32 protein-coding genes are annotated in these 19,596 nt (G+C 60.6%); 15 read left to right on the forward strand and 17 right to left on the reverse strand.

The window, feature by feature from the left end:
* Positions 1-2: 2 nt before the first annotated feature.
* Together ACPW75_RS10590 and ACPW75_RS10595 are read right to left on the reverse strand one after the other, a co-directional pair.
* Positions 3-452, reverse strand: coding sequence for a hypothetical protein (locus tag ACPW75_RS10590; RefSeq protein WP_143238985.1), 450 nt, complete (start codon positions 450-452; stop codon positions 3-5).
* 7 nt (positions 453-459) lie between these two features.
* Entirely contained in the window at positions 460-654 is a 195-nt protein-coding gene (locus ACPW75_RS10595; protein WP_047234867.1) for a DUF3283 family protein, read from the reverse strand.
* A gap of 123 nt (positions 655-777) precedes the next feature.
* Between ACPW75_RS10595 and umuD the strand changes: the two genes are divergently transcribed.
* A complete protein-coding gene (gene umuD / locus ACPW75_RS10600; protein ID WP_041215973.1) occupies positions 778-1,200 on the forward strand; it encodes a translesion error-prone DNA polymerase V autoproteolytic subunit in 423 nt (140 codons plus the stop codon).
* On the forward strand, positions 1,197-2,477 hold the full coding sequence (gene umuC / locus ACPW75_RS10605; RefSeq protein WP_077096178.1) for a translesion error-prone DNA polymerase V subunit UmuC: 1,281 nt from the start codon (positions 1,197-1,199) through the stop codon (positions 2,475-2,477). The genes umuD and umuC overlap by 4 nt, the downstream gene beginning before the upstream one ends.
* A gap of 377 nt (positions 2,478-2,854) precedes the next feature.
* On the opposite strand, the gene ACPW75_RS10610 is transcribed toward umuC, so the two are convergent.
* From ACPW75_RS10610 to ACPW75_RS10680, 15 genes are all read right to left on the reverse strand, one after another.
* Positions 2,855-3,556 (reverse strand): TIGR02642 family protein, encoded by a 702-nt coding sequence (locus ACPW75_RS10610; RefSeq protein ID WP_077096176.1) that lies wholly within the window; start codon positions 3,554-3,556, stop codon positions 2,855-2,857.
* The gene (locus ACPW75_RS10615) at positions 3,553-3,975 is read right to left on the reverse strand and encodes a hypothetical protein (RefSeq protein WP_077096175.1); all 423 of its coding nucleotides are present in this window, start codon (positions 3,973-3,975) and stop codon (positions 3,553-3,555) included. Before ACPW75_RS10615 ends, ACPW75_RS10610 begins: the two co-directional genes overlap by 4 nt.
* Positions 3,972-4,289 carry a Ref family recombination enhancement nuclease gene (locus ACPW75_RS10620; protein WP_077096174.1) on the reverse strand — a complete coding sequence of 106 codons (318 nt, stop codon included), beginning with the start codon at positions 4,287-4,289 and terminating at the stop codon, positions 3,972-3,974. Before ACPW75_RS10620 ends, ACPW75_RS10615 begins: the two co-directional genes overlap by 4 nt.
* Positions 4,286-4,945, reverse strand: coding sequence for an adenylosuccinate synthase (locus tag ACPW75_RS10625; protein ID WP_077096173.1), 660 nt, complete (start codon positions 4,943-4,945; stop codon positions 4,286-4,288). The genes ACPW75_RS10620 and ACPW75_RS10625 overlap by 4 nt, the downstream gene beginning before the upstream one ends.
* The gene (locus ACPW75_RS10630) at positions 4,942-5,385 is read right to left on the reverse strand and encodes a recombination protein NinB (RefSeq protein ID WP_077096193.1); all 444 of its coding nucleotides are present in this window, start codon (positions 5,383-5,385) and stop codon (positions 4,942-4,944) included. The genes ACPW75_RS10625 and ACPW75_RS10630 overlap by 4 nt, the downstream gene beginning before the upstream one ends.
* A gap of 2 nt (positions 5,386-5,387) precedes the next feature.
* Positions 5,388-5,615, reverse strand: a complete 228-nt coding sequence (locus ACPW75_RS10635) for a hypothetical protein (protein ID WP_077096172.1) — start codon at positions 5,613-5,615, stop codon at positions 5,388-5,390.
* A complete protein-coding gene (locus ACPW75_RS10640; RefSeq protein WP_077096171.1) occupies positions 5,612-5,905 on the reverse strand; it encodes a hypothetical protein in 294 nt (97 codons plus the stop codon). Before ACPW75_RS10640 ends, ACPW75_RS10635 begins: the two co-directional genes overlap by 4 nt.
* Positions 5,906-5,981: 76 nt before the next feature.
* The gene (locus tag ACPW75_RS10645) at positions 5,982-6,284 is read right to left on the reverse strand and encodes a hypothetical protein (RefSeq protein WP_077096170.1); all 303 of its coding nucleotides are present in this window, start codon (positions 6,282-6,284) and stop codon (positions 5,982-5,984) included.
* Positions 6,271-6,936, reverse strand: coding sequence for a replication protein P (locus ACPW75_RS10650; protein ID WP_179101403.1), 666 nt, complete (start codon positions 6,934-6,936; stop codon positions 6,271-6,273). The genes ACPW75_RS10645 and ACPW75_RS10650 overlap by 14 nt, the downstream gene beginning before the upstream one ends.
* A gap of 5 nt (positions 6,937-6,941) precedes the next feature.
* Positions 6,942-7,925 carry a replication protein gene (locus ACPW75_RS10655; RefSeq protein WP_077096168.1) on the reverse strand — a complete coding sequence of 328 codons (984 nt, stop codon included), beginning with the start codon at positions 7,923-7,925 and terminating at the stop codon, positions 6,942-6,944.
* Positions 7,922-9,649 (reverse strand): DNA cytosine methyltransferase, encoded by a 1,728-nt coding sequence (locus ACPW75_RS10660; protein ID WP_077096167.1) that lies wholly within the window; start codon positions 9,647-9,649, stop codon positions 7,922-7,924. The genes ACPW75_RS10655 and ACPW75_RS10660 overlap by 4 nt, the downstream gene beginning before the upstream one ends.
* On the reverse strand, positions 9,642-9,797 hold the full coding sequence (locus ACPW75_RS10665; protein WP_179101402.1) for a hypothetical protein: 156 nt from the start codon (positions 9,795-9,797) through the stop codon (positions 9,642-9,644). Before ACPW75_RS10665 ends, ACPW75_RS10660 begins: the two co-directional genes overlap by 8 nt.
* A gap of 50 nt (positions 9,798-9,847) precedes the next feature.
* The gene (locus ACPW75_RS10670) at positions 9,848-10,066 is read right to left on the reverse strand and encodes a hypothetical protein (RefSeq protein ID WP_047234856.1); all 219 of its coding nucleotides are present in this window, start codon (positions 10,064-10,066) and stop codon (positions 9,848-9,850) included.
* Positions 10,067-10,069: 3 nt separating this feature from the next.
* Positions 10,070-10,459 (reverse strand): hypothetical protein, encoded by a 390-nt coding sequence (locus ACPW75_RS10675; protein WP_047234855.1) that lies wholly within the window; start codon positions 10,457-10,459, stop codon positions 10,070-10,072.
* A 38-nt stretch (positions 10,460-10,497) separates the two neighbouring features.
* Positions 10,498-10,704: a Cro/CI family transcriptional regulator gene (locus ACPW75_RS10680; protein ID WP_047234854.1), complete on the reverse strand. Its 207-nt coding sequence runs from the start codon at positions 10,702-10,704 to the stop codon at positions 10,498-10,500.
* Positions 10,705-10,840: 136 nt separating this feature from the next.
* Here ACPW75_RS10680 and ACPW75_RS10685 point away from each other — a divergent pair, with 136 nt between their 5' ends.
* The 13 genes from ACPW75_RS10685 (at position 10,841) to ACPW75_RS10745 (ending at position 19,595) form a co-directional block, all read left to right on the forward strand.
* Entirely contained in the window at positions 10,841-11,455 is a 615-nt protein-coding gene (locus ACPW75_RS10685; protein ID WP_077096166.1) for a helix-turn-helix domain-containing protein, read from the forward strand.
* Positions 11,456-11,909: 454 nt separating this feature from the next.
* Positions 11,910-12,374, forward strand: a complete 465-nt coding sequence (locus tag ACPW75_RS10690; RefSeq protein WP_077096165.1) for an HNH endonuclease — start codon at positions 11,910-11,912, stop codon at positions 12,372-12,374.
* 231 nt (positions 12,375-12,605) lie between these two features.
* The gene (locus ACPW75_RS10695; RefSeq protein ID WP_077096164.1) at positions 12,606-12,851 is read left to right on the forward strand and encodes a hypothetical protein; all 246 of its coding nucleotides are present in this window, start codon (positions 12,606-12,608) and stop codon (positions 12,849-12,851) included.
* A gap of 287 nt (positions 12,852-13,138) precedes the next feature.
* Entirely contained in the window at positions 13,139-13,330 is a 192-nt protein-coding gene (locus ACPW75_RS10700) for a hypothetical protein (RefSeq protein WP_077096163.1), read from the forward strand.
* A gap of 2 nt (positions 13,331-13,332) precedes the next feature.
* Positions 13,333-13,698: a hypothetical protein gene (locus tag ACPW75_RS10705; protein ID WP_077096162.1), complete on the forward strand. Its 366-nt coding sequence runs from the start codon at positions 13,333-13,335 to the stop codon at positions 13,696-13,698.
* Positions 13,695-13,886: a hypothetical protein gene (locus tag ACPW75_RS10710; RefSeq protein ID WP_143238983.1), complete on the forward strand. Its 192-nt coding sequence runs from the start codon at positions 13,695-13,697 to the stop codon at positions 13,884-13,886. Before ACPW75_RS10705 ends, ACPW75_RS10710 begins: the two co-directional genes overlap by 4 nt.
* Positions 13,883-14,725, forward strand: a complete 843-nt coding sequence (locus ACPW75_RS10715) for a PD-(D/E)XK nuclease-like domain-containing protein (protein WP_077096161.1) — start codon at positions 13,883-13,885, stop codon at positions 14,723-14,725. Before ACPW75_RS10710 ends, ACPW75_RS10715 begins: the two co-directional genes overlap by 4 nt.
* Complete coding sequence (locus ACPW75_RS10720; RefSeq protein ID WP_370539140.1) at positions 14,722-15,690, forward strand: RecT family recombinase; 969 nt, start codon at positions 14,722-14,724, stop codon at positions 15,688-15,690. Before ACPW75_RS10715 ends, ACPW75_RS10720 begins: the two co-directional genes overlap by 4 nt.
* Positions 15,691-15,762: 72 nt before the next feature.
* Complete coding sequence (locus ACPW75_RS10725) at positions 15,763-16,815, forward strand: hypothetical protein (RefSeq protein ID WP_077096191.1); 1,053 nt, start codon at positions 15,763-15,765, stop codon at positions 16,813-16,815.
* A gap of 49 nt (positions 16,816-16,864) precedes the next feature.
* A complete protein-coding gene (locus ACPW75_RS10730; protein WP_077096160.1) occupies positions 16,865-18,082 on the forward strand; it encodes a hypothetical protein in 1,218 nt (405 codons plus the stop codon).
* Complete coding sequence (locus ACPW75_RS10735; protein ID WP_077096159.1) at positions 18,079-18,786, forward strand: hypothetical protein; 708 nt, start codon at positions 18,079-18,081, stop codon at positions 18,784-18,786. The genes ACPW75_RS10730 and ACPW75_RS10735 overlap by 4 nt, the downstream gene beginning before the upstream one ends.
* Positions 18,779-19,357, forward strand: coding sequence for a phage N-6-adenine-methyltransferase (locus tag ACPW75_RS10740; protein ID WP_077096158.1), 579 nt, complete (start codon positions 18,779-18,781; stop codon positions 19,355-19,357). The genes ACPW75_RS10735 and ACPW75_RS10740 overlap by 8 nt, the downstream gene beginning before the upstream one ends.
* A 58-nt stretch (positions 19,358-19,415) precedes the next feature.
* The gene (locus tag ACPW75_RS10745; protein WP_077096157.1) at positions 19,416-19,595 is read left to right on the forward strand and encodes a hypothetical protein; all 180 of its coding nucleotides are present in this window, start codon (positions 19,416-19,418) and stop codon (positions 19,593-19,595) included.
* Position 19,596 lies beyond the last annotated feature (1 nt).

Genomic DNA, 19,596 nt, shown 5'->3' on the forward strand with positions numbered 1-19,596 from the left:
CATTACGGCATGGGGAGGTTCAATACCGCAAACATGCTAAGTGCGCATAGCGCCATCACGAATGACCACTGCATGATCTTTACTGCCAGACGATGCCAACGATTAGGCTTTGCGGTTAAACCCGACCTCTGAATCTCCAGCGCTACCGCTGCGTCCCCTTTCTCTCTTCTCATCATATTCAGGGCATCTATAGAGTCCAAGTAAGACATGAATTCTGACCGAAGCGCATATATCCCTGCGAGGATCGTGCACAACAAGGCGATCCAGCACAGCGCCAACATCCAGATGAATTTTGGCTCTTTGGGGATGTAGCTTTGCTGAAGCGCGACGAGACTGGTTAAAGCTGCAACTGACAGGGTGATGACATTCCTTATCCAGTCATAATATGGCTTGTGATGCCTATCACTTGCCCTTTTCACCAACGCATTTAGCCCTTCAGTTTCCTGGGTCATATGCACCTTACTTCACCTTCCGGTACCGCTCTACCTGTTGCAGGAAGTAGGCCTGCATCTCCCCCTTGTAGTTCCCTGCCTCGCTCTCGGCTGGGATCTTGATCTCTGGGTTCCGCTCCTTCCACACCGCGTAGGCGGCGGCTTTTTCGATTTCCACTCTCTCCTGCTCTTCTTTCGGCAGGGAACACAGGTTGAACGACATTGGCGACTCCACGCTCTGAAATTGCCGATATTTTACCTCAATCCGGAGTCAATCGCTCCATGATGATCTTCATCGTTGGCGCAGCTATACTGTATTTATATACAGCACAATAGAGCTCCAAACATGTACGCAGTTCCCGACCTTGACGCCCCGGCGTTGGAAATCCCCCTGTTCCTCTCCCCGGCCGCCTGTGGCTTCCCGTCCCCCGCCCAGGACTACGTGGAGCAAACCATCGACCTGAACCAGCTCTGCATCGCGCACCCGGCCGCAACCTACTTCGTTCGAGCGGCCGGCGACAGCATGGTGGATCACGGGATCCGTGATGGTGACCTGCTGATAGTGGACCGCAGCCGCAAGGCGCGCCATGGCAGTGTGGTGGTCGCCGCGGTCGATGGCGAATTCACGGTGAAGGAGCTGCAGCTTGAGCCCTCGATAGCGCTACTGCCTGGCAACCGGGCATATCGGCCCATCCATTTCAGTGAGGGGCAGGAGCTGGAAATCTTCGGAGTGGTGACCGGTGTCGTGCACCTGATGCCAACCCCATGAACAAACACTGCGCTGTTGCCCTGGTCGATGTGAACAACTTCTACGCCTCATGCGAGCGGCTGTTCAGGCCTGACTTGAAGGGGCGCCCCATAGTGGTGCTCTCCAACAACGATGGCTGTGTGGTGGCCCGCTCAGCGGAGGCCAAGGCGCTCGGCATCAAGATGGGGGTCCCCTACTTCCAGATCCGCCAGTTCTTTGAGGCCATGGGCGGGGTCTGGTTCTCTAGCAACTACGCGCTCTACGGTGACATGAGCCAGCGGGTGATGAGCATTCTGGAGGGGATGGCCCCGGCGGTGGAGGTATACAGCATCGATGAAGCGTTCATCGAGCTGAGCGATAGATGGGCGGGCGATCTGGCGGAGTATGGCCGCCAAGTCCGCGAGCGGGTGCTGCAGTGGACGGGTCTCACCGTCGGGGTGGGTATTGCCCCAACAAAGACCCTGGCCAAGCTGGCGAACTACGCCGCCAAGAAGTGGCCGGCGACCGGGGGCGTGGTGGATCTGCGGGATGAAGGGCGGCGCGCCAGGCTGATGGCCATCACCCCGATCGAGGAGGTGTGGGGCATTGGCCGGCGGTTGTCGGCCAAGTTGGAGGCTCAGGGCATCAAGACGGTGGCGGACCTGGTTGCTGCTGACCCCAAGGTGCTGCGCCGCCGGTATGGCGTGGTGGTCGAACGCACGGTGCAGGAGCTGCGGGGGATCCCCTGTGCCGAGCTGGAGCAAGAGGCCCAGACCAAGCAGCAGATCATCTGCTCACGCAGCTTTGGGGAGCGCATCACCCAGATCGGCCCTATGCACCAGGCGCTGGCTGGCTACATGGAGCGGGCAGCTGAGAAGCTCCGGGGGGAAGGGATGTGCTGCCGCCACGTCACCCTGTTCATCCGCACGAGCCCGTTTAGCGACAAGGCCCCCTACTACGGCAACCAGGTGAGCACCAAGCTGGCCATGCCCACCAATGACACCCGGGCGCTGCTGGCCCTGATCCCCCAACTACTTCCCAGGATCTGGCGCGATGAGCAACGTTATCAGAAGGGGGGTATCATGCTGGCCGACTTCACCCCGGCCCACACGCAGCAGGGCGACCTGTTCGCTGCGGAGCAGCAGTCACCGCGCAGCGAGGCGCTGATGCAGGTCATCGACAAGATCAATCATGGGCGACTGGGCAAGGTCTACTTCGCAGCCCGCGGCCGGGATACCCAGGAATGGATGATGAAGCGGGAGCAGCTCAGCCCCCGTTACACCACATGCCTCAGCGAGCTCCCCGAGGTGAAGGCATAGCCTTAGAAAGGCGGACCAACTTCGACCGCAACACATTTAGCCTGAAAGACTGTACATCTGGAATCGGCTCTGGATGAATAGCCAGCACCTTGATAAACACTCGCTGAGGGCTTCTCTTCCCTGCCTCACGCTTGCAACTGCGTGTCTCTGCCAGCGTGTCCACATAGCGAAGGGATCGGAGATAAACGACTGCATCGCGAGCCACCTCAGCAGAAATGCCCAGCTGCTCTACCACCTCGTGAAAGTCAAAGAAATCGCCATGGAGAAGCCCCCATCCAGCCACTTGAAGAGCAGTAGGTTTCAGCTTGCTATCCATTTACCCCACCCAACAAACGATTGGAACAAGGTAAACAGATAGCACCTGAACCATGCTTTACTCAAGCGGCTCTCATCTCCCGTACTTGCCGGTCCATGACTTTGGCCAGATCTGACGCCTGGTGGATCACCTCATCAACCAACCGCTCGACACTCTGGCGCATCTCCTGGCCGAACCGGCGCGACACCAACTCAGCATCGGGCACTACTCGCCCGGTACCGTGGCACTTCGGGCACTCGTCCCCCCGGCGTGGCCGTAATCCGGTTCCCCTGCAGTGCGGGCAGCGCCCTGACTGCATCATCTCGGCCACGCAGTGGTCATTGGCCAGGGACAGGATCCCGTTTCGCTCATCCAGAAGGCGCTGGTATTCGTGATCATTCCCCGCGCGGTGCGCCCGCTTGGCCTTTTCCATCACCACGGCCGCCCGGCGGCGCTCCTTGTCATAATGCGGGTGGGACAGCACCAGGCGCTCCAACTGCTCAGGCAAAGGGCGGCGCAGCAGGATAGCCATGGCCATGCCGCCGGCATCACTGCTGCCAAGAGTGGTGCAGAAGTGGGCCAGCAGCCCCTGAATAGCCCCCTCATCACTTAGGTGATCAGCCATCAGGAACTGGAGCCCCTGGGGGTTGTTCTTTGCAGCAACCTGCAGGGCGCCGATGAACTCGTCCCGGCCCAGAGCATTGAACTGCCTGCCGGCGGCGGGCTCATGGAGCGCCCCCTTCGGCGAGAATAGGCGCAGAGCCATTTCGATAGAGTTGGTCATGGGTTGGTCCTCTGGTCTTTGGTCTGGTCGAAAGCGGCAAGCAGCCAGGCGCGCAGCTGGCCGGATTGGATGTGCTCTGGCGTGGCTTCGATGACGGTCCACCCCAGCAGGGCTGCCTCGTTCATCTTGGCGCGGTCCTCCACGAACCCCTTGCCGCGGGTGTGCCGGCCGCCGGAGTGGATCCCGCCGTGGATCTCGACGGCGATCATGCGGGTGGGCCAGGCGAAGTCGAGGCGCCAGCGGCGCTTGGGGTGGAATACCAGCTCGGTTGTGGGGTCAGGGAAGCCAACCAGCTGGGCCAGCACCTTGCCGTGCAGGGCATCCACCTGCTGCGCCTTCTTGACCTTGTTCACTACGGTCTTGGCTTTCGGGTGTTTGTCCAGCAGGCGGGCCGCGTCGAGAGCAGAGAGGCGGATCATGCCGCTCTCCCGATGGTGTTCTTGCGCAGCTCGGCCACTTCCCGGGCTACCTGTTCGAGCAGGGCCTCCTCGCTGCCGTGCTCCTGTTGCCAGGTGCGCGATGCAGCGTGGAAACCGGTGGGGTAGCAGGCCCTATGATGGCGAGGACAAAGGGGCATAACCCGAGTGTGAGCCGCACGCTGCGCCATCCCGGCGCCAGAGCGCACATGATGGATTTCCGCTGGCGTGGCGCCATGCCCGGCATTGCGGCAGGCAATGCAACCCAGGGAGGCAACGTCGGAGAGGTGCTGCTTATCAGCCTTGGTTTTGCTCATGCAGCGGCCACCTCCCCGCCATGAGCATCAAGCAACTCGCTCATGCCCTTCACCTTCCAACGCAGAGCCTGCATCTCACGCTCCTGACGATGGAAGTCATCGTGATAACGCGCCAAACGCTGTGCTTTTTGCTCTGCATCACGCAGTCGGCGATTCATAACCTCAGGATCCCCGATCCGGCTCAGTACGAGGGCCATCATCTCCAGCTCAAGCTGGTCATTCTTCTGGTGCGCCCAGACAGTTTCGGCTCCGCGTCCATTGTGGCCGAGCAGCATGCACACATGCCCGGCAAGCAACTTCACATGGCCGCGGCTGTTCACCCAGAGCAATCCCCAGCCATGAGGCAGGTCGTCCAGAGTGATGATGCCCTCTGGGCACATGTAGTACCGATAGGTCCCCATCCCCAGAACCTTGCCATTGCGGTGCGGCTTCTTGGCATCGACGAGGAAGTCAGATCGAGAGACCTTCACCTCCACAAGAACGGAGCCGCCGTTACAGCCCCAGCGGTAGCCCCAGGCGTCAGCCCGTTCTCCACCATAGAGCCCGCCGACCTCGATCATGGCGATCTGGCAGGCTGGCCCCTTGTTGCTCATTGGGCGTTTGAGCCATGAGCAGGCAATCTCAGACAGGCGAGTATGGGTGAGTTGGTCGCTCATGCTGCCGCCCTCCCGTATGCCGCCACCCAGTCAAAGCCGCGGCGGGATTCATCCCCGAACTTCACGCCCTGCTGGGCGCCGAAGGATTGGGCCAGCTCAATGAGATCGCGCATCTCGCGCACGGTCATCTTGGAGGTGGACTTACCCAGCACTACGAAGCCATTGCCGTCGATATTCGGCACCACGTCTTGCTGGTACAGGGCGGCGGAGAGAACGTGCTTCCAGTCCTCCTTGGAGAGCTTGCGGCCGTGCCAGTTGACCTGCTCGGCGATGTCGGTCATTACCGCCCAAAACAGGGCGTTTTGGGCCAGGCTGCGGGTCATCTCCTTGATTTCGATAACCAGCGGCTTGTCCTGGTCAACCGGCAGGCTTGCTACCAGTTGGCAGGCGCGGGCTCGGATTTCCGGGCTGCGCAGGAAGTGCTTTGGATATTCGCTCACCTTCACCCCCGCTTGGCTTGGTTGCGGCGACGGCGGGCGGCGCGTTTGGTTGCCGCGACCCGGTCATTGCGCGGGTTCGATGCTGGCCAGCTGCGGTTTTTCAGTGCGATTGGCGAGCGAGAAGGGCCAACCCAGGCACGCATGCCGGCCAGCATGGCAAGGCGAACCTGCAAGCGCAGTGTGGTACCGAGCTGGCGAGCCATGCTGAACGTGGAGGAGAACAAGCTCATGCCGCCACCGCCTTAGCCGCGACGGCTTCCGCAGTGGGGAACGGGGTCAGGTGGTAATGCCACACCTGCTTGCCGTCGATGTTTTTGCAGTTGGAGTGCTTCACCCAGCCGTGGCAGCAGACTTCGCGCAGTCTGGCGCTGATGGCGGCCTGGGTGTCAGCGTGGCCGTAGCGGCTCCAGCACTCGCGCTCGATCTCGCGCAGGGTGCGGGATTTGCCGTCGCTCATGATCGCAATTACGCGGCCCAGCTGGGTCGCTACGGATAGATCTCGGGTATGTGGTTTGGTCATGGTCTGGGTCCTTTGGTCAAACTACCGGGTGGTCTAAGTCCGGCACTGGCAATGGTACGGCGCGCTACACCCCGTGTCACTGGTTGGCAAGGCCCTCCCCTTCGAAGTTATCCACAGCTCCAAACGCAACACCACGCCGCAACGCCAGTACTGGCGCGCCTCTCAGCCGTTCGACCTCCTCCGCCACTTGCTCAGGCGTCGTGTCGAGCACCAGCCAGTGCCCTGCCCCACGCTGGCAGTCCGTATGCCCCAGCGCGGCGATCTCGTCTGCCACCTCCAGCAGCAACCGCTCCCCGCACCATCCCCGAACGGCCGGATAAATCACCACCCGGCAGAATTTCGCGGCCTTGACCGCGGCGATTACGTCAGGATTGAACATTGGCCATCCCTCCTCGCTTGAACAGGGCCTTGAGGCTTTCCACGCCGCGCTGGCCGGTCTGCTGGTAATACTCTGGGCTGTGCTGGATTTGTTCCCGCGAAGGCAACCCCTTGCGAACTTCGGCCCCCAAGTCCTCCCCGGCGACAACCCGGCGCAGCAGCTGGGCGTATGCCTGCTCGAACACTGGCCGGTAGGCTTCCAAGCCCAGGGTCTGGCGCTCCCAGCTCGTAGCCTTGGCGGCCAGCTCCACTGCAGGATGGGTAAACCGGCGGGTGCGCACCTCGACCAGGGCGGCGTCCACTGTTGGCAGGCCCAGCGACTCCGGCGTTATCTCGCACCACTTGATGAACATCCCAGGGCTTGGAAAAAACGGGATCCCCTGAGATCGGGCAACCCGCATACCCTGCGCCAGCTGATCACGACTGGTGCAATTGGCCTCAACCAGCGCAACCGTCCATTCCCGAAGCGCTCGCTCCTGCACCTGCGGGGTGGGGAACGAACGCAGCCAGGCAGGAAAGATCACCTTGAGCTGCTCGAGCAACTTGCTCACCACCTGGGTATCCCGATCGGTAACCACTGCGGCCACCTGGCGCACCGGCGTAACGGGCAACTCGCTCGGCATGCTGGTCAGCACCTCACTCAACGGTTTCATGGCCATCAGTACCCCTCCTGAATCAACTGGTTGAGCTTGTCGGCAGTCATGGTTTTGGTCAGATCCCACTCGTCCCCGCGAGCTGGCTGGCGCACCACCCCGGCACGCTTGGCGGTGAGCTTGTCCCACTGCTTGCGCAGGGTCTTGGGGCACAGCACGTTGGCTGACCAGAACGGGTCGAGGTTGGCCCACTTGAACAGCGAGCAGATTTCGTGATGGGTGTACCCCAGTTGGGTTCGCATCAGGCGGATATCGTTCGCCCACTGCGCCCAGTTGGGGGCCTTGGCCGTCGGGTTCACCACAAGCACCTTGCCGTGGATGAACTCGGCAGCGGTCAGGTCGTCCTGAGTGCCCCAGAATTTCCCACTCGGGGTCTGGATGGCAGCATCAGGCCGGATCTTCTCGACGGGAGCAGATACCGACTCATCGACTCCGGCGTCGGGGAGCGCGTCAGCGTTCTTCGACGAAGAGATCTTTATCTTTTCCTTTCTTTGATAGTTTTCTTTTGTTGTGGACGGATTTCCGTGATTCGAATCTCGGATTTCCGTGATTTCACTCACGGATTTCCGTGATGCTTTCACGGATTTCCGCGCGGAATCTCTGGACTCAATTTTGTCCGAAATCCATTCAGAAATGACCTTGTTTACCGCCACCATGAAGAAGATGCCGCTCCCCCTCTCTATCTTCAGGATGTTGCGCTTCTCTAGCTCCACTACCGCATCCTTGATGCGATTACTATGAAGACCTGTCAGCTCTGCCAGATAGCCGGTATGAACGCGATCCTTCGCCTTGCGGTAGCCATAGGTTTGACGGATCACCGCCATTACCACCTGGCTCTGTGTGCCGCTCATTTTGGTGCGCATCAGCGCATCCAGCAGCTCATTGGCAACACGGGTAAACCCATCATCAAGATCTGCGACCACGCGGGCCTCCTTCTGAGGGGGGGTATGTGGGGCACTGGGCCCCGGGAATTTGATAACGGTGTTCATGCAGCCTCCACCTGCGCATCTGCGCACATCTCTGGCAGGTTGGCTCGTACCAGAGCCGCAGCCAGTGGCGGGCACACTGCATTGCCGCAGCGGGCCACCTGCGCGGTTTTGGTGAACTTCTTGCCGGTGGCGTCGTGGTCGATCACGTAATCGGCCGGGAACCCCTGTGCGGCGAACAGCTCATGGGGCTCGAGCATCCGCATGCCGATATCGACGATTTGGTAATCCTCGCCGCGCACGGTGACCAGACCGAAGCGGTCCCTAGTGGTCACGGTATGCAGTGGCTCAGAACAGGGGATGGTTGAGTCGGTGCCGTAATACTTGAGCAGGAAGGCCCGCACTTCGCCGATATGCAGGCCGCCGGCTGTGACGGTTGGCATAGGCTCAGTTACCGGCTGGCCGTGCTGGCAGGTGCCGCGCAGTTTTACCAAGTGGCTGGTAACCAGCGAATTGTGGTCAACGGTGGTCACAGTTGGCAGCGGCTTGGTCAGCTCTGCGCCCACCACCCCGGTGTAGTGCTTGGCAAGGGATGCAAGCACAAGCTGGCTCTTGTCGGCCTTGGCCATCACAGTGCCCAGCGGTTCCTCGACCGATTGGCCAACTGAGTTGCCGAACTGGCGGGCGATGACCGGCGCCACCAGAGCGAAGTGCCCGCCCTTTACCTGGGCGCAGATGGTGCGCAGCGGCTCATCCGCCGCCATGTTGCGCTGATGGCTGGCGTTGGCATGCTCTGTGATGAACGGGGCAAGTGTCGGGATGCAAATAGCCCCTTGCGACCCCTGCGCCGTAACAGTCCAAAGTGGATGGTCGATTCCACGGACACGGGGTTGCTGCCCCTCGCGCTCACCATTCCTGGTGTTCACGATAAATGGCTCGGTGGCGTTGATGACGAACCGCTCCACCCCCTTGGCAATCCGGCGCATCGTGGCCTCGGCCAGTGGTCGCTTAACGTTGAGCCCCTGGGCTTTGGCCTCTTCCTGGGTGAGGAAGATTGAGGGACACGGGATCGACCAGTCGATCACATCGGCAGCAGTCGGCCACGGCAGCAGTTTCCCGGTTTTCACCTCTGCACTGGCGGGATCGCCATGGGTCGGCTTGGGCCACACGATGGGGGCGCCATCCCGGCGGGCGATCAGGAACAGACGCTTGCGGATGGTCGGGGTGCCGTAGTCACAGGCGCGCAGCTCCCGCCACTCCACCTTGTAGCCCTGCGCCGCCAGGGCGTTGATGAAACTGTTAAAGGTGCGGCCCTTCTTGGCCGGGTCCGGGCGAGCGTTACCCTCAGCGTCGATCAGCAGCGGGCCCCAGGTCTGAAACTCCTCGACGTTCTCCAGCATGATCACCCGGGGGCGAACAGTCGCAGCCCAGCGCAGTGTGACCCACGCCAAGCCCCTTATCTTCTTGCTGACCGGGGTCGAGCCCTTGGCCTTGGAGAAGTGCTTGCAGTCGGGAGACAGCCAGACCAGCCCCACTGGGCGGCCGGCCACCACGTCACGCGGCACGATATCCCACACCGATTCGCAATAGTGCTCTGTTGTTGGGTGGTTGACGGTGTGCATGGAGATAGCGTCGGGGTCGTGGTTGATGGCGATCTCCGGGCTGCGACCCAGCGCCATCTCGATCCCCGTGCTGGCCCCACCGCCGCCGGCGAAGTTGTCCACCACGATCTCGTCGAACAGGTTCAAGGTATTGCGGCAGATTGAGGCGACCGGTGATTTACGCATGGATCACCTCCTGTTCGGTGTAGGGGCAAGCCGGGCACTCAAAGGCGTGATCGTCGGTACCGGAACGCAGCTCACTGCCGCACAGCGGGCAGTGGTTGAGATCGTGCGGCAAGGGGTGGCCCCCATGGGCCATGGTTGAATTGGTCATTTCTTGGGTCCTGTTTAAAAAAGCCCGGTGGTAAGGCGGGCCTGGGGAAATTAGGCGCTAGGCTGCGCCTCGGCACGCTCAACAGTGCGGGCCTCGAGTTCGCGAGCAAGGCGAACGGCTTGGCGATCGGTGCCAGCGGCATGTGCGGTCGAAATCAGCGGCTCATCGAGGGCCAGGGCCAGCTCATGCATGACGGCCTTCAAAACGATGTTGTCGCGATCGCTGACGTACTGGGATGCCGGTCGTGGCGGTCTGGCTAGGGTGTTCATTGGTTACCTCCCGAGAACGAAATTGATGAGTTTTTGCAGTGGGCGGAGTGGGCGCTCTTCGTTGTATGCGGCCTCATCCTCCTGGGTGAACTGCAGCAGGCCCCGCTCGGGCAGGCCGGATCCCTCAAGGATTTCTTCGACGGTCACGGGCGGGAACCCTTGTTCAACCAGGCTCCGGTTGGCTCGTTTTACGGCTCTCGCCAGGATCTGCGGCTCGTGCTGAGATATTGCCTTGAGCAAGATGAGCAGCGAGGTGCGGGCGAATGCAGTTTCGGTCATGTTCATTTCGGCGCCGACTTCCTTCCATACCTGGCGCTGCGCGGGGTTTCCGCGAACGCGAAGTGGAGAAATGGTGCTCAGATTTTCATGGTCTGGCTGGGCAATTCTTCCCATTGGGGTGGTCCTCTGTTGGTGCTGAAACAGGCCGGTGGTCAGGCGGCCTGCTGGGTTTCAGGTTGATCGGGGCGGTAATCCTCAAGACAGAAGTCAAGACGACCACCGGAAGCGAAATGAATGCGCGTGGCATACTTGGCCGGGATTACCTCCGGCCACTCAGATACGGTGCTTTTGGTAACGCCCAAGGCGCGAGCCATTGCGTTACTTCCGCCAAAAAACTGGATGGCTTGATGTTTCTTCATTGGTCTGGGTCCTGTTGTGGGTACTGACAATACAGAACCCATTTTGGTTCGCTTTTCCGAACAAGTCAACCATCGGCATCGCGCACAAGAAATAGGACAGAATAGGGAAGTGTTTTTTTATTCGAACGAGAGCGACATGACCTCTTTCAGAGATCGACTGAAATACATGCTCAATGAGCGCGGCTGGAACCAAGCCGACCTGGTGCGCAAGTCAGGCGTGAGCAAGGCGGTGATATCCGTTCTGCTGTCAGACCCGCACAAAGATCTGCGCGTCAGCAGCCTGCTCTCTATCGCCAAAGCTATCGGCTGCGACCCGCTATGGCTCTATACCGGTAAAGAGAGCGGTACCTATGTAGCGGATACGCACCTTGGCAAGGTGTCCGTGTGGGAAATGTCAGATCTCACCGAGCACCCAACCGATGCCCTGCACACCCTTGATGGGCGCGACACCATATACAGCGATTACGATGGGCAGCTAATCGGTATCATTGCTAACGATGACAACCTCGCGGGCTCCGGCATCAAGAGCGGCGACATCTGTGTTATCGACCTGGCAGATCGCACTCCCCGCCACAACGACGTGGTGCTGGCAAGGATAGTCAGCAGCCAACAAGATAGACTGCTCAAGGCGCTTGATGGCCTGTCTGGCATAACCCTGGTGACTGACGACCAGCGCCTGGGTGTGGTGCCCATCAAGGACGCGATTGTCTTCGGCCGCATGGTGGAACTGCGCCGGAACACAAAAGAGTAAAAGCATGCACCTCAATTAAGCCTGCATCGCGCGGGCTTTTTTGTGTCCGCAATTTGGCGGAACAACCCCTCGCCAAAAAATAGTTCGCAAAACCGAACATTTTCTATTGACGCAAGTGTTCGGCAATATTAACCTTTGCCTTGTTCGGTAAAGCAATCGAACAGACCAAGACCGATAACAGCAAGGGGCAGCGTGGAAGGCGGCCAATCGTGGTGAAGGTCTTGGGGTGGTGGCAGTGAACAATGAGGCGGCAACTGCCATCGATCCCGCCTAGTTCGTAGCAACACGCGCAGCGTGTTTATCCGAACCGAGCTTGCTGGAAGGTGAGCGCACTACAAAAAGAGCGCTGGCATGCAAAAAATATCTCGCAGTCGCGGCAGTACCAAAAGCCAGGATGGAGCGACCAAAACGCGGTAGTGCTCTTTTCGTAGTGGTATATCTAGAGCTTTCAGTTATGGAGCTGCTCCAGGTGGAATATAGAGATGTTGTTGGTTTTGAAGAGTTTTTTTCTGTATCGGATACGGGTCTTGTTCTCTCTAAGAGAACAGGGAAATTGGTGAAGGTGAACACGTCAGGGAGATATGCGTTCATCACATCAAGAGTAGGCGGCAGGGGTGGTAAATCAATCTACTTCAAGGTTCACAGGGCTGTTGCGCAGGCATTCATAGCAAACCCTGACCAGCTGCCACAGGTGAATCATAAGGATGGAAATAAGCAAAACAACAATGTCGCAAACCTTGAGTGGGTAAGCGCATCGCAAAACTCTAAGCATGCCTGGGATAGTGGACTTAACAACTCCAAAAGACAGGTAAAGGCATGCGGAACAAATAGCAGGTACGAGCAAGGGTGTAGGTGTGATGACTGCAAGAAAGCTAGAAGCATTCACCGCCGAGCAAAGTACCTGAAAAATGGAAATTGATACCAAATTAAGACACCCGGCAACAGGACCCGGCCCCTCACCAGGGCAGCAGTGAGAAGCGCCTGACCAGCGCGTAAGAACGACAAAGCCCGCACAGGGCGGGCTTTGAAGGACTGGGGTACCACCCCCAATCGGAAGTCGCCAGGGGACCAACCCCGGCAAACAGGACCCAGCATGACGAATCAAGTGGGTATTAGCGAGGACCAACTCGCCAACAGGAGTGAATGTACCATGACCAAGCGCATTTTTTCCAGAGCCGCGAAACGAGCTGACCAGATCGTAGCCGCTATCGCCGACCGCCTGAATGGCAACGCCGCCCGCCGCCGGGCCATCAAGCAGCGCCTGCATATCGCCATGCTTGCCACCGAGCAGCATCACATCGTCGCCGCTCGCGCCGCCCAGCGCCGCACTACCGGCTTCACCAAGCACAGCGCCCTCCTCCACTGGCGCGCCGAGTTCCACCGCAACACCGTCTGACCCGGGTCTGGCGCTTCCCTCATAGCGCCGTAGCCAAAGCCTCTTTCTCAAGCACCGTAAGGATGCTTTGGCTTCGCTCACGCCAAATTAGGCTGAGCTCGCTCTTTAACAATTCGGATAGGGCAGTCACCACACGCAATCTGCTGGCCCGGCAGATCCCCGCTGACCCGTTCAAACCGGAATGCGGGGCTGGAAGGTGACACGGTGCCGGCTTTCGAGCCGGTATCCAAAGGCGGCTCCAGAAAGGTTGTGGCCGCCTTTGGATAAACCACCACAGGACCCAGACCATGAAGCAACTGACCGAAGCCCAGGTGATGGGCTTTCGCGGCTCTATGCCGCCCCGCACCCAACACCGCTACAGCGTGACCGTCGAACCCAGCGCAGCAGAGCGCCGGCTTGCCCACCAACGCACCGCTGCCCGCCGCGCCATCGAGGAGTATCACGAAGCGCGCGCCCTGCGGCTTGAAATGGAGATGTAGCCATGACCAACGAAACCACCCTGCTCGCCCTGCTGGAAAGCCGCGAGGCCGAGGCCAACGCCGAAGCTGAGTGGGTTGCACAGTGGGTCGAGATCAACCTCCCGCGGCTGCTGGCCGGCCTGCTCGATACCGACGCAGCCACCCTGCTCGCCGAGGTGGACGCCGAGCGAGCCACCCAGCTCAACCAGGCCATCTACCTGCTGATGGTGTCCGGCGACAAGGTGCCTCTCACCCTGCAGATCCAGCAGGTGCTGGACGCCGGGCTGAGAACCCTCGCCCAACAGGCATGGAATGACCACGTTGCCCAGCTGCACGACGCCATGAGCGAAGAGCAGTGGGAACAGTACCAGCACAGGAGCGCAGCATGAGAGACACATTCATGTATAGCGAGCCTGGCATGTGGTACTTCCGCATTCTTGGCTATGGAATCCACTTCAAAAACATCGAACTGCACCCGCTGCTGTTTAGCCAACGAAATGGCAACCGCAATGCGCTTGTTATTGGACGTTGGCGATTTGAATGGCTGCGACCGAAAAGAAATGGAGGTTCGGCATGAACGCCGCCGTCGATACCAGCCTGGCCCTGCCACAGGGGTTGGTGCTGGGACTCACCAACGAGGAGTACCACTCCGGCCCCGGGATCAGCAAATCCCAGCTCGACGACATCGCCGAGAGCCCGGCCACTTACATCTGGCGCAAGAGCGCGCCGGTCGATGAGGAGAAGCTCAAAGCGCTGGACATGGGTACCGCCCTGCACTGCCTGCTGCTGGAGCCGGAAGAGTTCAAGGACCGCTTCATCATCGCCCCTGAATTTAACCGCCGCACCAACGCCGGCAAGGAACAGGAAAAGGAATTTATGGCCAACTGCACCGAGCTGGGCAAGACCATCATCTCGTTCGAGGATGACCACAAGTTACAGCTGATGCGCGAAAGCGTGTTCGCCCACCCGGACGCCCGCTGGCTGCTGGAACAGGACGGGCTATGCGAAGGGTCGCTCTACTGGACTGACCGAGAGACAGAAGAGCTCTGCCGCTGCCGGCCAGACAAGAAGCTCAACAACTTCCCCATCATAGCAGACGTGAAGAAGGTGGACGACATGGGCCGCTTCGAGCGCCACGTCGAAGAGTTCCGCTACCACGTCCAGGACGCCATGTACTCGGATGGCTTTCGCGAAATTTACGACGAGATTCCGGACTTCATCTTTATCGCGGTTAGCTCAGCCATTGAGTGCGGCCGCTACCCGGTGCGGGTTCGCCCGCTCGAGCAGGAGTGGAAAGAGGCTGGCAAAGACCTCTACCGCCGCGACCTGCGCAAATTCCACGAGTGCCGCGTCAATAACGACTGGCACGACCTGATACCACTTACCCGCCCGGCATGGGCAAGGAGAGCAGCGTGAACAACCAGATTGCCGAGCTCGGCAGCCAGCAAATTGCAGCCGCCCCTCAGGGCATGGGGCAAAATCTCACCCTCGACGTGGCCAGCATGAACTCAATGGTGAGCCTCGCCAATATCATGGCCACCGGCAAGGTAACCATTCCTCAGGAATACCGCAACAGCCCGGGCGACTGCCTGGCAGTAGTGATGCAGGCGGTACAGTGGGGGATGAACCCGTTCGCTGTGGCGCAAAAGACCCACTTCGTATCCGGCAAGATTGGCTATGAGGCGCAGTTGGTCAACGCCGTGATCACCGCCCTCGCCCCCACCCGCGACCGGCTCCACTTCGAATGGTTCGGTGACTGGAGCAAGGTGATTGGCAAGTTCGATATCAGAAAGGGGGATAAAGGTGAATATCGCGCCCCCGGCTGGACACTGAAAGATGAAGAGGGCCTTGGCATCAAAGTCTGGGCCACCATCAAGGGTGAGGATGAGCCGCGGATGCTGGAGCTGTACTTGGCTCAGGCTCGTACCCGCAACTCCACGCTCTGGGCTGATGACCCGCGCCAGCAGCTGGCCTATCTGGCCACCAAGCGCTGGGCGCGCCTCTACTGCCCGGACGTTATCATGGGCGTCTACACGCCGGACGAGTTCGAAGGTGAGCGGGTCGAGCGGGATGTAACGCCGCCATCATCTGGCAACCGCACCCTTGATGCAATGCGCGGGCGGCGGCCGGTGATTGAGGCTGACCCTCAGCATCAGCCAGTGCAGCAACAAGAAGTGGATGCTGGCGAGCAAGTTGACCACGCCAGCGCCTACGCCGACCACAGCGCCGCCATCCATGTGGCCAGCGATATCACCGAGTGGCAGAAGGCCTACACCGATGCTTGGGAGTGGGCCAATGGAACCGGAGATGCCAACATCATCGCCGGCATCAAGCAGCTCGCCGGAGAGCGCAAGCGCCAACTCGACCAGCCGCAAGCGTAACCAACCACCTCAACCCATTCAGCCCGCCAACCAGCGGGCTTTTTTATGGCCGAGCGCCACAAGGACTCCGACATGACCGATCAAGCCAAGACCGACACCGCCCAGACCCAGCTGGTTGTCATCGAACCCACTACCGCCGTCGCCCTGTTCACAGAGGGCCAGGGCGTGACTGAGCTGCTGGCCGATATTCGCCAGAAGGCCTCCAGCCTGGTGCCGGATGTGGCTACCGCCAAAGGGCGAAAAGAGATCGCCAGCGTCGCCTATGCCGTCGCCAAGACCAAAACCTACCTGGACGGGCTCGGCAAAGAGCTGACCGACCAGTACAAGGAAATCCCCAAGCGCATCGATGCGAACCGCAAGGTACTGCGCGACACCCTGGACGCCCTGAAAGACGAGGTGCGCGCCCCGCTCACCCAGTACGAAGCAGCAGAAGAAGCCCGGGTGGCAGCCCTGAAGGAGCGCATGACCACCTTCGCCGATGCCAAGCAGGTTAGCGCTGAGCTGCCGAGCACCGAGCTGGAGAACTACCTGCAGCAGATTGAAGCGATCGCCATCGACGACAGCTGGGAAGAAATGACCGCCCAAGCCGGTGTGGCCAAGGACGCCGCCGTGCTGCACCTGCGCACCACCATTGAAAAGGCCAAAGAGCGGGAGGCGCAAGCTGCCGAGCTGGAGTGTCTGCGCCAAGCACAGGCAGCCCGCGAACAGGAAGATCGTGAACGCCGCATCGCAGAGCAGGCTGCTGCAGCGGAAGCCCAACGCCAAGAACAAGCCCGCCTCGATGCCGAGCGCCGCGAGCGCGAAGCCCGAGAGCGCGAGCAGCAAGCCATCCGCGATGCCGAAGCCGCCGAGCTGGCCCGCCAGCAGGCCGAAGACAACGCCGCTCGCCAGGCAGCGGAGGCAGCCACCCGCGCCGCCGAGCAAGAGCGCCAGCGCATCGAGCGCGAACAGCGCCTGAAAGCCGAAGAAGATGCCCGCCGCGCTGCAAATCGCGCCCACCGCGGCCGCATCAACAGCGCCATCCTGCTGGATCTGATGGGCCTGGGTATTGATGAGGAAAAAGCCATCAACCTCATCAAGCACATCGCCGGCAACAAGATCGACCACCTGACCATCAACTACTGATCACCAGCCCCGCCGCCAACAGGGCTTTCGCACCACCAGAGGACCAGCCATGACCACGCTGAACCCCAGCGAGGCGACCCGTCTCGCCCTGAACACCCTCACCAGCCAGATCCGCAACATCCTGCTGATGCCGGACGGCCCGGCCAAGGCCGCCATCGGCAGCTTTGAAACCCTGCTCACCGCCAACCTGACCATGATCAGCGAGGCCGCCAACGCCCACATCGACGAGTTCAATTGGCTCATCGACCAACTGGAAGTCCTGGATGGCGAGTTGCTCACCCAGGCAGCCCTAGTCAGCGACCTTCGTAATCAGATGGCCGAAGCCGAGCAGCGCATCGCAGCAGCACGGCAAGAAGGCGCCGCCGAGCTGGAGGCCATGGCCGACGAGCTCTACAAGGCCCAGCGCGCCCTGAACGATGTCCAGACCAAGTACAGCGCCCTGCAGTACACCTCCCGCCAGCTCGAACGCCAGTTGAGCGACCTCAACGCCATGGATCCTGCCGGCATGAAACGTCGCATCAAGGAGAAGAACGAGCTGCTGGAGGAGCAGCGCACTGCGATCGCCAAGCACAAGAGCAACGAGGCCGCCTACCGTGCGGAAGTGTTAAAGCTGGAGCGCCGTATCAGTGAGCTGCTGAGCGCCATCAACGAGCAGGATCGCGAGCTGGAACGCCGCCACACTGTCATCATGGAGCTGGAGAGCGCCCGCGCTGCCAAGCTGGTCTGGCACAAACACCTCGGTAACACCTACAAGGGTGAGGATGGCACGCTCTGGAACGTCTACCTGGTGGATCATGGCCTGAAATCCAACCTCCCTTACCTCATCAACGATCTCAACTGGAAGCTGCACGCCATGAAATCCGATGGCTCCGGCTGCTCGGTCATGCTGAGCCAGTGGATGAACCCCATCTACCCGACGCCCTATGGTGCCGGGGCCCCGGACGAAATGACCCGGGACATCTTCGCCTTCATGCAGGAGGCCCTGGAGCAGAGCCACCCCCACCTGCAGCCGCGCACCGAATGGGCCAAGACGGTCAGCATCCATGAATGCGGCCTGCCGCCGCGCACCATCAAGCCACTGGAGGAGGCCGGGATCGACACCCTCTACAAGGTGATGAGCCACCAGGGGAACAAGCTGGACAAGGTGAAGGGTATCGGCGAGAAGCTGGTCGGCCAGATCGTCTACGCCTGCGAGCTCAAGGTGAAGCTGTGGGAGGAACAGTTCGCAGTCAGTCGGCAACCGGCACAGCACAAGGAGGCGGCATGACCAGCTTCTACCTGCGCGACAGCCGCGGCAACACAGGTAGCTCCTGCATGTTCTGGGCTGAGAACGGCAACGGCTACACCACCAATCTCGACAGGGCGCACGTCTACACGCTGGAAGAAGCGCAGCGCCACATCAACGACCGCCATACCGATCTGCCGCTCAGCAAAGCGCTGGTCGATGAGCTCGTCACCGTGCGGGTGGACCACCAGTATCTTGATGAGAGCCAGGGAGGCTTGGGTGCGGACGGCGGTGAATACGTCATTCACGTCAACCGCGGCGACTACGATGGCAACGACGTTTACTGGAAGGCCGAGCGCGGTTGCACGGTGAACCTTTCAGACGCCATGGTGCTGACCAAGGATGAAGCTGAGCAGGCCATGCGGTTTCTGGATGATGCTGTCATCTACCCGTTTCTGTATGCCGTCTCCATCAGCCGCCGCACATTCCAGGCGCGTAACGTCAACGAGCGCCGCATGATCACCGCCGCCGGGATCCGCAAGCCAAAACGTCCTCGGCGGCGGCAGACCACTGGCCGTACCCGAGGCAACTGCCTGCATTGCGGCAAGGTTACCTGGGGATTCAACCCATACGAGGCGTACACCTGCGCAGAGGCGGCCAGAGAGAAGTATGGCGCCAGCCACATTGACGACTGCGAGGACGCTGCCAGATACAGCAAAGCCAGAAAGGAGGCCGCCAATGTCTGACTATCGCGGCTCCACCACTCCAGAAGCAACTCGCGACATGACCCAGACACCGCTCTGGCTGTTCCGGGCGATGGATCTGGAATTCAACTTCGCCCTTGATGCCGCCGCACTGCCGGAAACGGCGCTCTGCGAGAAGTACCTGACACCGGATATCGACGCCCTGAGCGTGGACTGGGGCGACTTTATCAGCCCGTCGGCGCGGGCCCCATGGGCCTGGCTCAATCCGCCCTACTCCGATATCGGGCCGTGGGTTGAGAAGGCCATCGAGCAGCAGGGGCGCGGCATTGGCACCGTCATGCTGGTACCCCAGGACACCAGCACGGAATGGTACCCCGGTGAGCGCGCCAGCGAGGTGCGCCACATCACCGGTTACCACGATGCCAATGGCAAATGGCGCAACGGCCGGGTGAGCTTCATCAACAAGGCCACCGGCGAGGAGATGAAGGGCAACCCCAAGGGCTCCATGCTCCTCATCTTCGCCCCAAACTGGCGCGGTGAATGCCGGATCCGCGATGTCAGCAAGCTCACCCTGCTGCTTGCCGGAGCAGAGCCCATCAGCGCTGCCGCCTGATACCCCCAACCCATCCACCGCTGGCCACACAGAAACGGTGGATAAGTCGAGGACCCTCATGAAAGCCACGGAAAACCCCTACTGCGGTGCAGTAGTCATCGGGTTGGGCGTCGTCATGCCCGATCCCAAGCAGCCAGGCAAGTTCGTTCTGCCAGGCGGCATCACCTGCGACAGGCAAACCGCCGAGGCCGCAGCCAAGAAGATTCACGACCTGCAGGCCAAGAAAGCCCGCAACTAAC

The organism is Aeromonas sp. FL131, from assembly GCF_049860615.1.
In the GTDB taxonomy this organism is placed as follows: domain Bacteria; phylum Pseudomonadota; class Gammaproteobacteria; order Enterobacterales; family Aeromonadaceae; genus Aeromonas; species Aeromonas hydrophila.

Excerpts from the sequence above, each read along its gene's own strand:
- ACPW75_RS10590 (WP_143238985.1), bottom strand. The coding sequence starts at position 452 with ATGACCCAGGAAACTGAAGGGCTAAATGCGTTGGTGAAAAGGGCAAGT.
- ACPW75_RS10595 (WP_047234867.1), bottom strand. The coding sequence starts at position 654 with ATGTCGTTCAACCTGTGTTCCCTGCCGAAAGAAGAGCAGGAGAGAGTG.
- umuD (WP_041215973.1), top strand. The coding sequence starts at position 778 with ATGTACGCAGTTCCCGACCTTGACGCCCCGGCGTTGGAAATCCCCCTG.
- umuC (WP_077096178.1), top strand. The coding sequence starts at position 1,197 with ATGAACAAACACTGCGCTGTTGCCCTGGTCGATGTGAACAACTTCTAC.
- ACPW75_RS10610 (WP_077096176.1), bottom strand. The coding sequence starts at position 3,556 with ATGACCAACTCTATCGAAATGGCTCTGCGCCTATTCTCGCCGAAGGGG.
- ACPW75_RS10615 (WP_077096175.1), bottom strand. The coding sequence starts at position 3,975 with ATGATCCGCCTCTCTGCTCTCGACGCGGCCCGCCTGCTGGACAAACAC.
- ACPW75_RS10620 (WP_077096174.1), bottom strand. The coding sequence starts at position 4,289 with ATGAGCAAAACCAAGGCTGATAAGCAGCACCTCTCCGACGTTGCCTCC.
- ACPW75_RS10625 (WP_077096173.1), bottom strand. The coding sequence starts at position 4,945 with ATGAGCGACCAACTCACCCATACTCGCCTGTCTGAGATTGCCTGCTCA.
- ACPW75_RS10635 (WP_077096172.1), bottom strand. The coding sequence starts at position 5,615 with ATGAGCTTGTTCTCCTCCACGTTCAGCATGGCTCGCCAGCTCGGTACC.
- ACPW75_RS10640 (WP_077096171.1), bottom strand. The coding sequence starts at position 5,905 with ATGACCAAACCACATACCCGAGATCTATCCGTAGCGACCCAGCTGGGC.
- ACPW75_RS10645 (WP_077096170.1), bottom strand. The coding sequence starts at position 6,284 with ATGTTCAATCCTGACGTAATCGCCGCGGTCAAGGCCGCGAAATTCTGC.
- ACPW75_RS10650 (WP_179101403.1), bottom strand. The coding sequence starts at position 6,936 with ATGAAACCGTTGAGTGAGGTGCTGACCAGCATGCCGAGCGAGTTGCCC.
- ACPW75_RS10655 (WP_077096168.1), bottom strand. The coding sequence starts at position 7,925 with ATGAACACCGTTATCAAATTCCCGGGGCCCAGTGCCCCACATACCCCC.
- ACPW75_RS10660 (WP_077096167.1), bottom strand. The coding sequence starts at position 9,649 with ATGCGTAAATCACCGGTCGCCTCAATCTGCCGCAATACCTTGAACCTG.
- ACPW75_RS10665 (WP_179101402.1), bottom strand. The coding sequence starts at position 9,797 with ATGACCAATTCAACCATGGCCCATGGGGGCCACCCCTTGCCGCACGAT.
- ACPW75_RS10670 (WP_047234856.1), bottom strand. The coding sequence starts at position 10,066 with ATGAACACCCTAGCCAGACCGCCACGACCGGCATCCCAGTACGTCAGC.
- ACPW75_RS10675 (WP_047234855.1), bottom strand. The coding sequence starts at position 10,459 with ATGGGAAGAATTGCCCAGCCAGACCATGAAAATCTGAGCACCATTTCT.
- ACPW75_RS10680 (WP_047234854.1), bottom strand. The coding sequence starts at position 10,704 with ATGAAGAAACATCAAGCCATCCAGTTTTTTGGCGGAAGTAACGCAATG.
- ACPW75_RS10685 (WP_077096166.1), top strand. The coding sequence starts at position 10,841 with ATGACCTCTTTCAGAGATCGACTGAAATACATGCTCAATGAGCGCGGC.
- ACPW75_RS10690 (WP_077096165.1), top strand. The coding sequence starts at position 11,910 with ATGGAGCTGCTCCAGGTGGAATATAGAGATGTTGTTGGTTTTGAAGAG.
- ACPW75_RS10695 (WP_077096164.1), top strand. The coding sequence starts at position 12,606 with ATGACCAAGCGCATTTTTTCCAGAGCCGCGAAACGAGCTGACCAGATC.
- ACPW75_RS10700 (WP_077096163.1), top strand. The coding sequence starts at position 13,139 with ATGAAGCAACTGACCGAAGCCCAGGTGATGGGCTTTCGCGGCTCTATG.
- ACPW75_RS10705 (WP_077096162.1), top strand. The coding sequence starts at position 13,333 with ATGACCAACGAAACCACCCTGCTCGCCCTGCTGGAAAGCCGCGAGGCC.
- ACPW75_RS10710 (WP_143238983.1), top strand. The coding sequence starts at position 13,695 with ATGAGAGACACATTCATGTATAGCGAGCCTGGCATGTGGTACTTCCGC.
- ACPW75_RS10715 (WP_077096161.1), top strand. The coding sequence starts at position 13,883 with ATGAACGCCGCCGTCGATACCAGCCTGGCCCTGCCACAGGGGTTGGTG.
- ACPW75_RS10725 (WP_077096191.1), top strand. The coding sequence starts at position 15,763 with ATGACCGATCAAGCCAAGACCGACACCGCCCAGACCCAGCTGGTTGTC.
- ACPW75_RS10730 (WP_077096160.1), top strand. The coding sequence starts at position 16,865 with ATGACCACGCTGAACCCCAGCGAGGCGACCCGTCTCGCCCTGAACACC.
- ACPW75_RS10735 (WP_077096159.1), top strand. The coding sequence starts at position 18,079 with ATGACCAGCTTCTACCTGCGCGACAGCCGCGGCAACACAGGTAGCTCC.
- ACPW75_RS10740 (WP_077096158.1), top strand. The coding sequence starts at position 18,779 with ATGTCTGACTATCGCGGCTCCACCACTCCAGAAGCAACTCGCGACATG.
- ACPW75_RS10745 (WP_077096157.1), top strand. The coding sequence starts at position 19,416 with ATGAAAGCCACGGAAAACCCCTACTGCGGTGCAGTAGTCATCGGGTTG.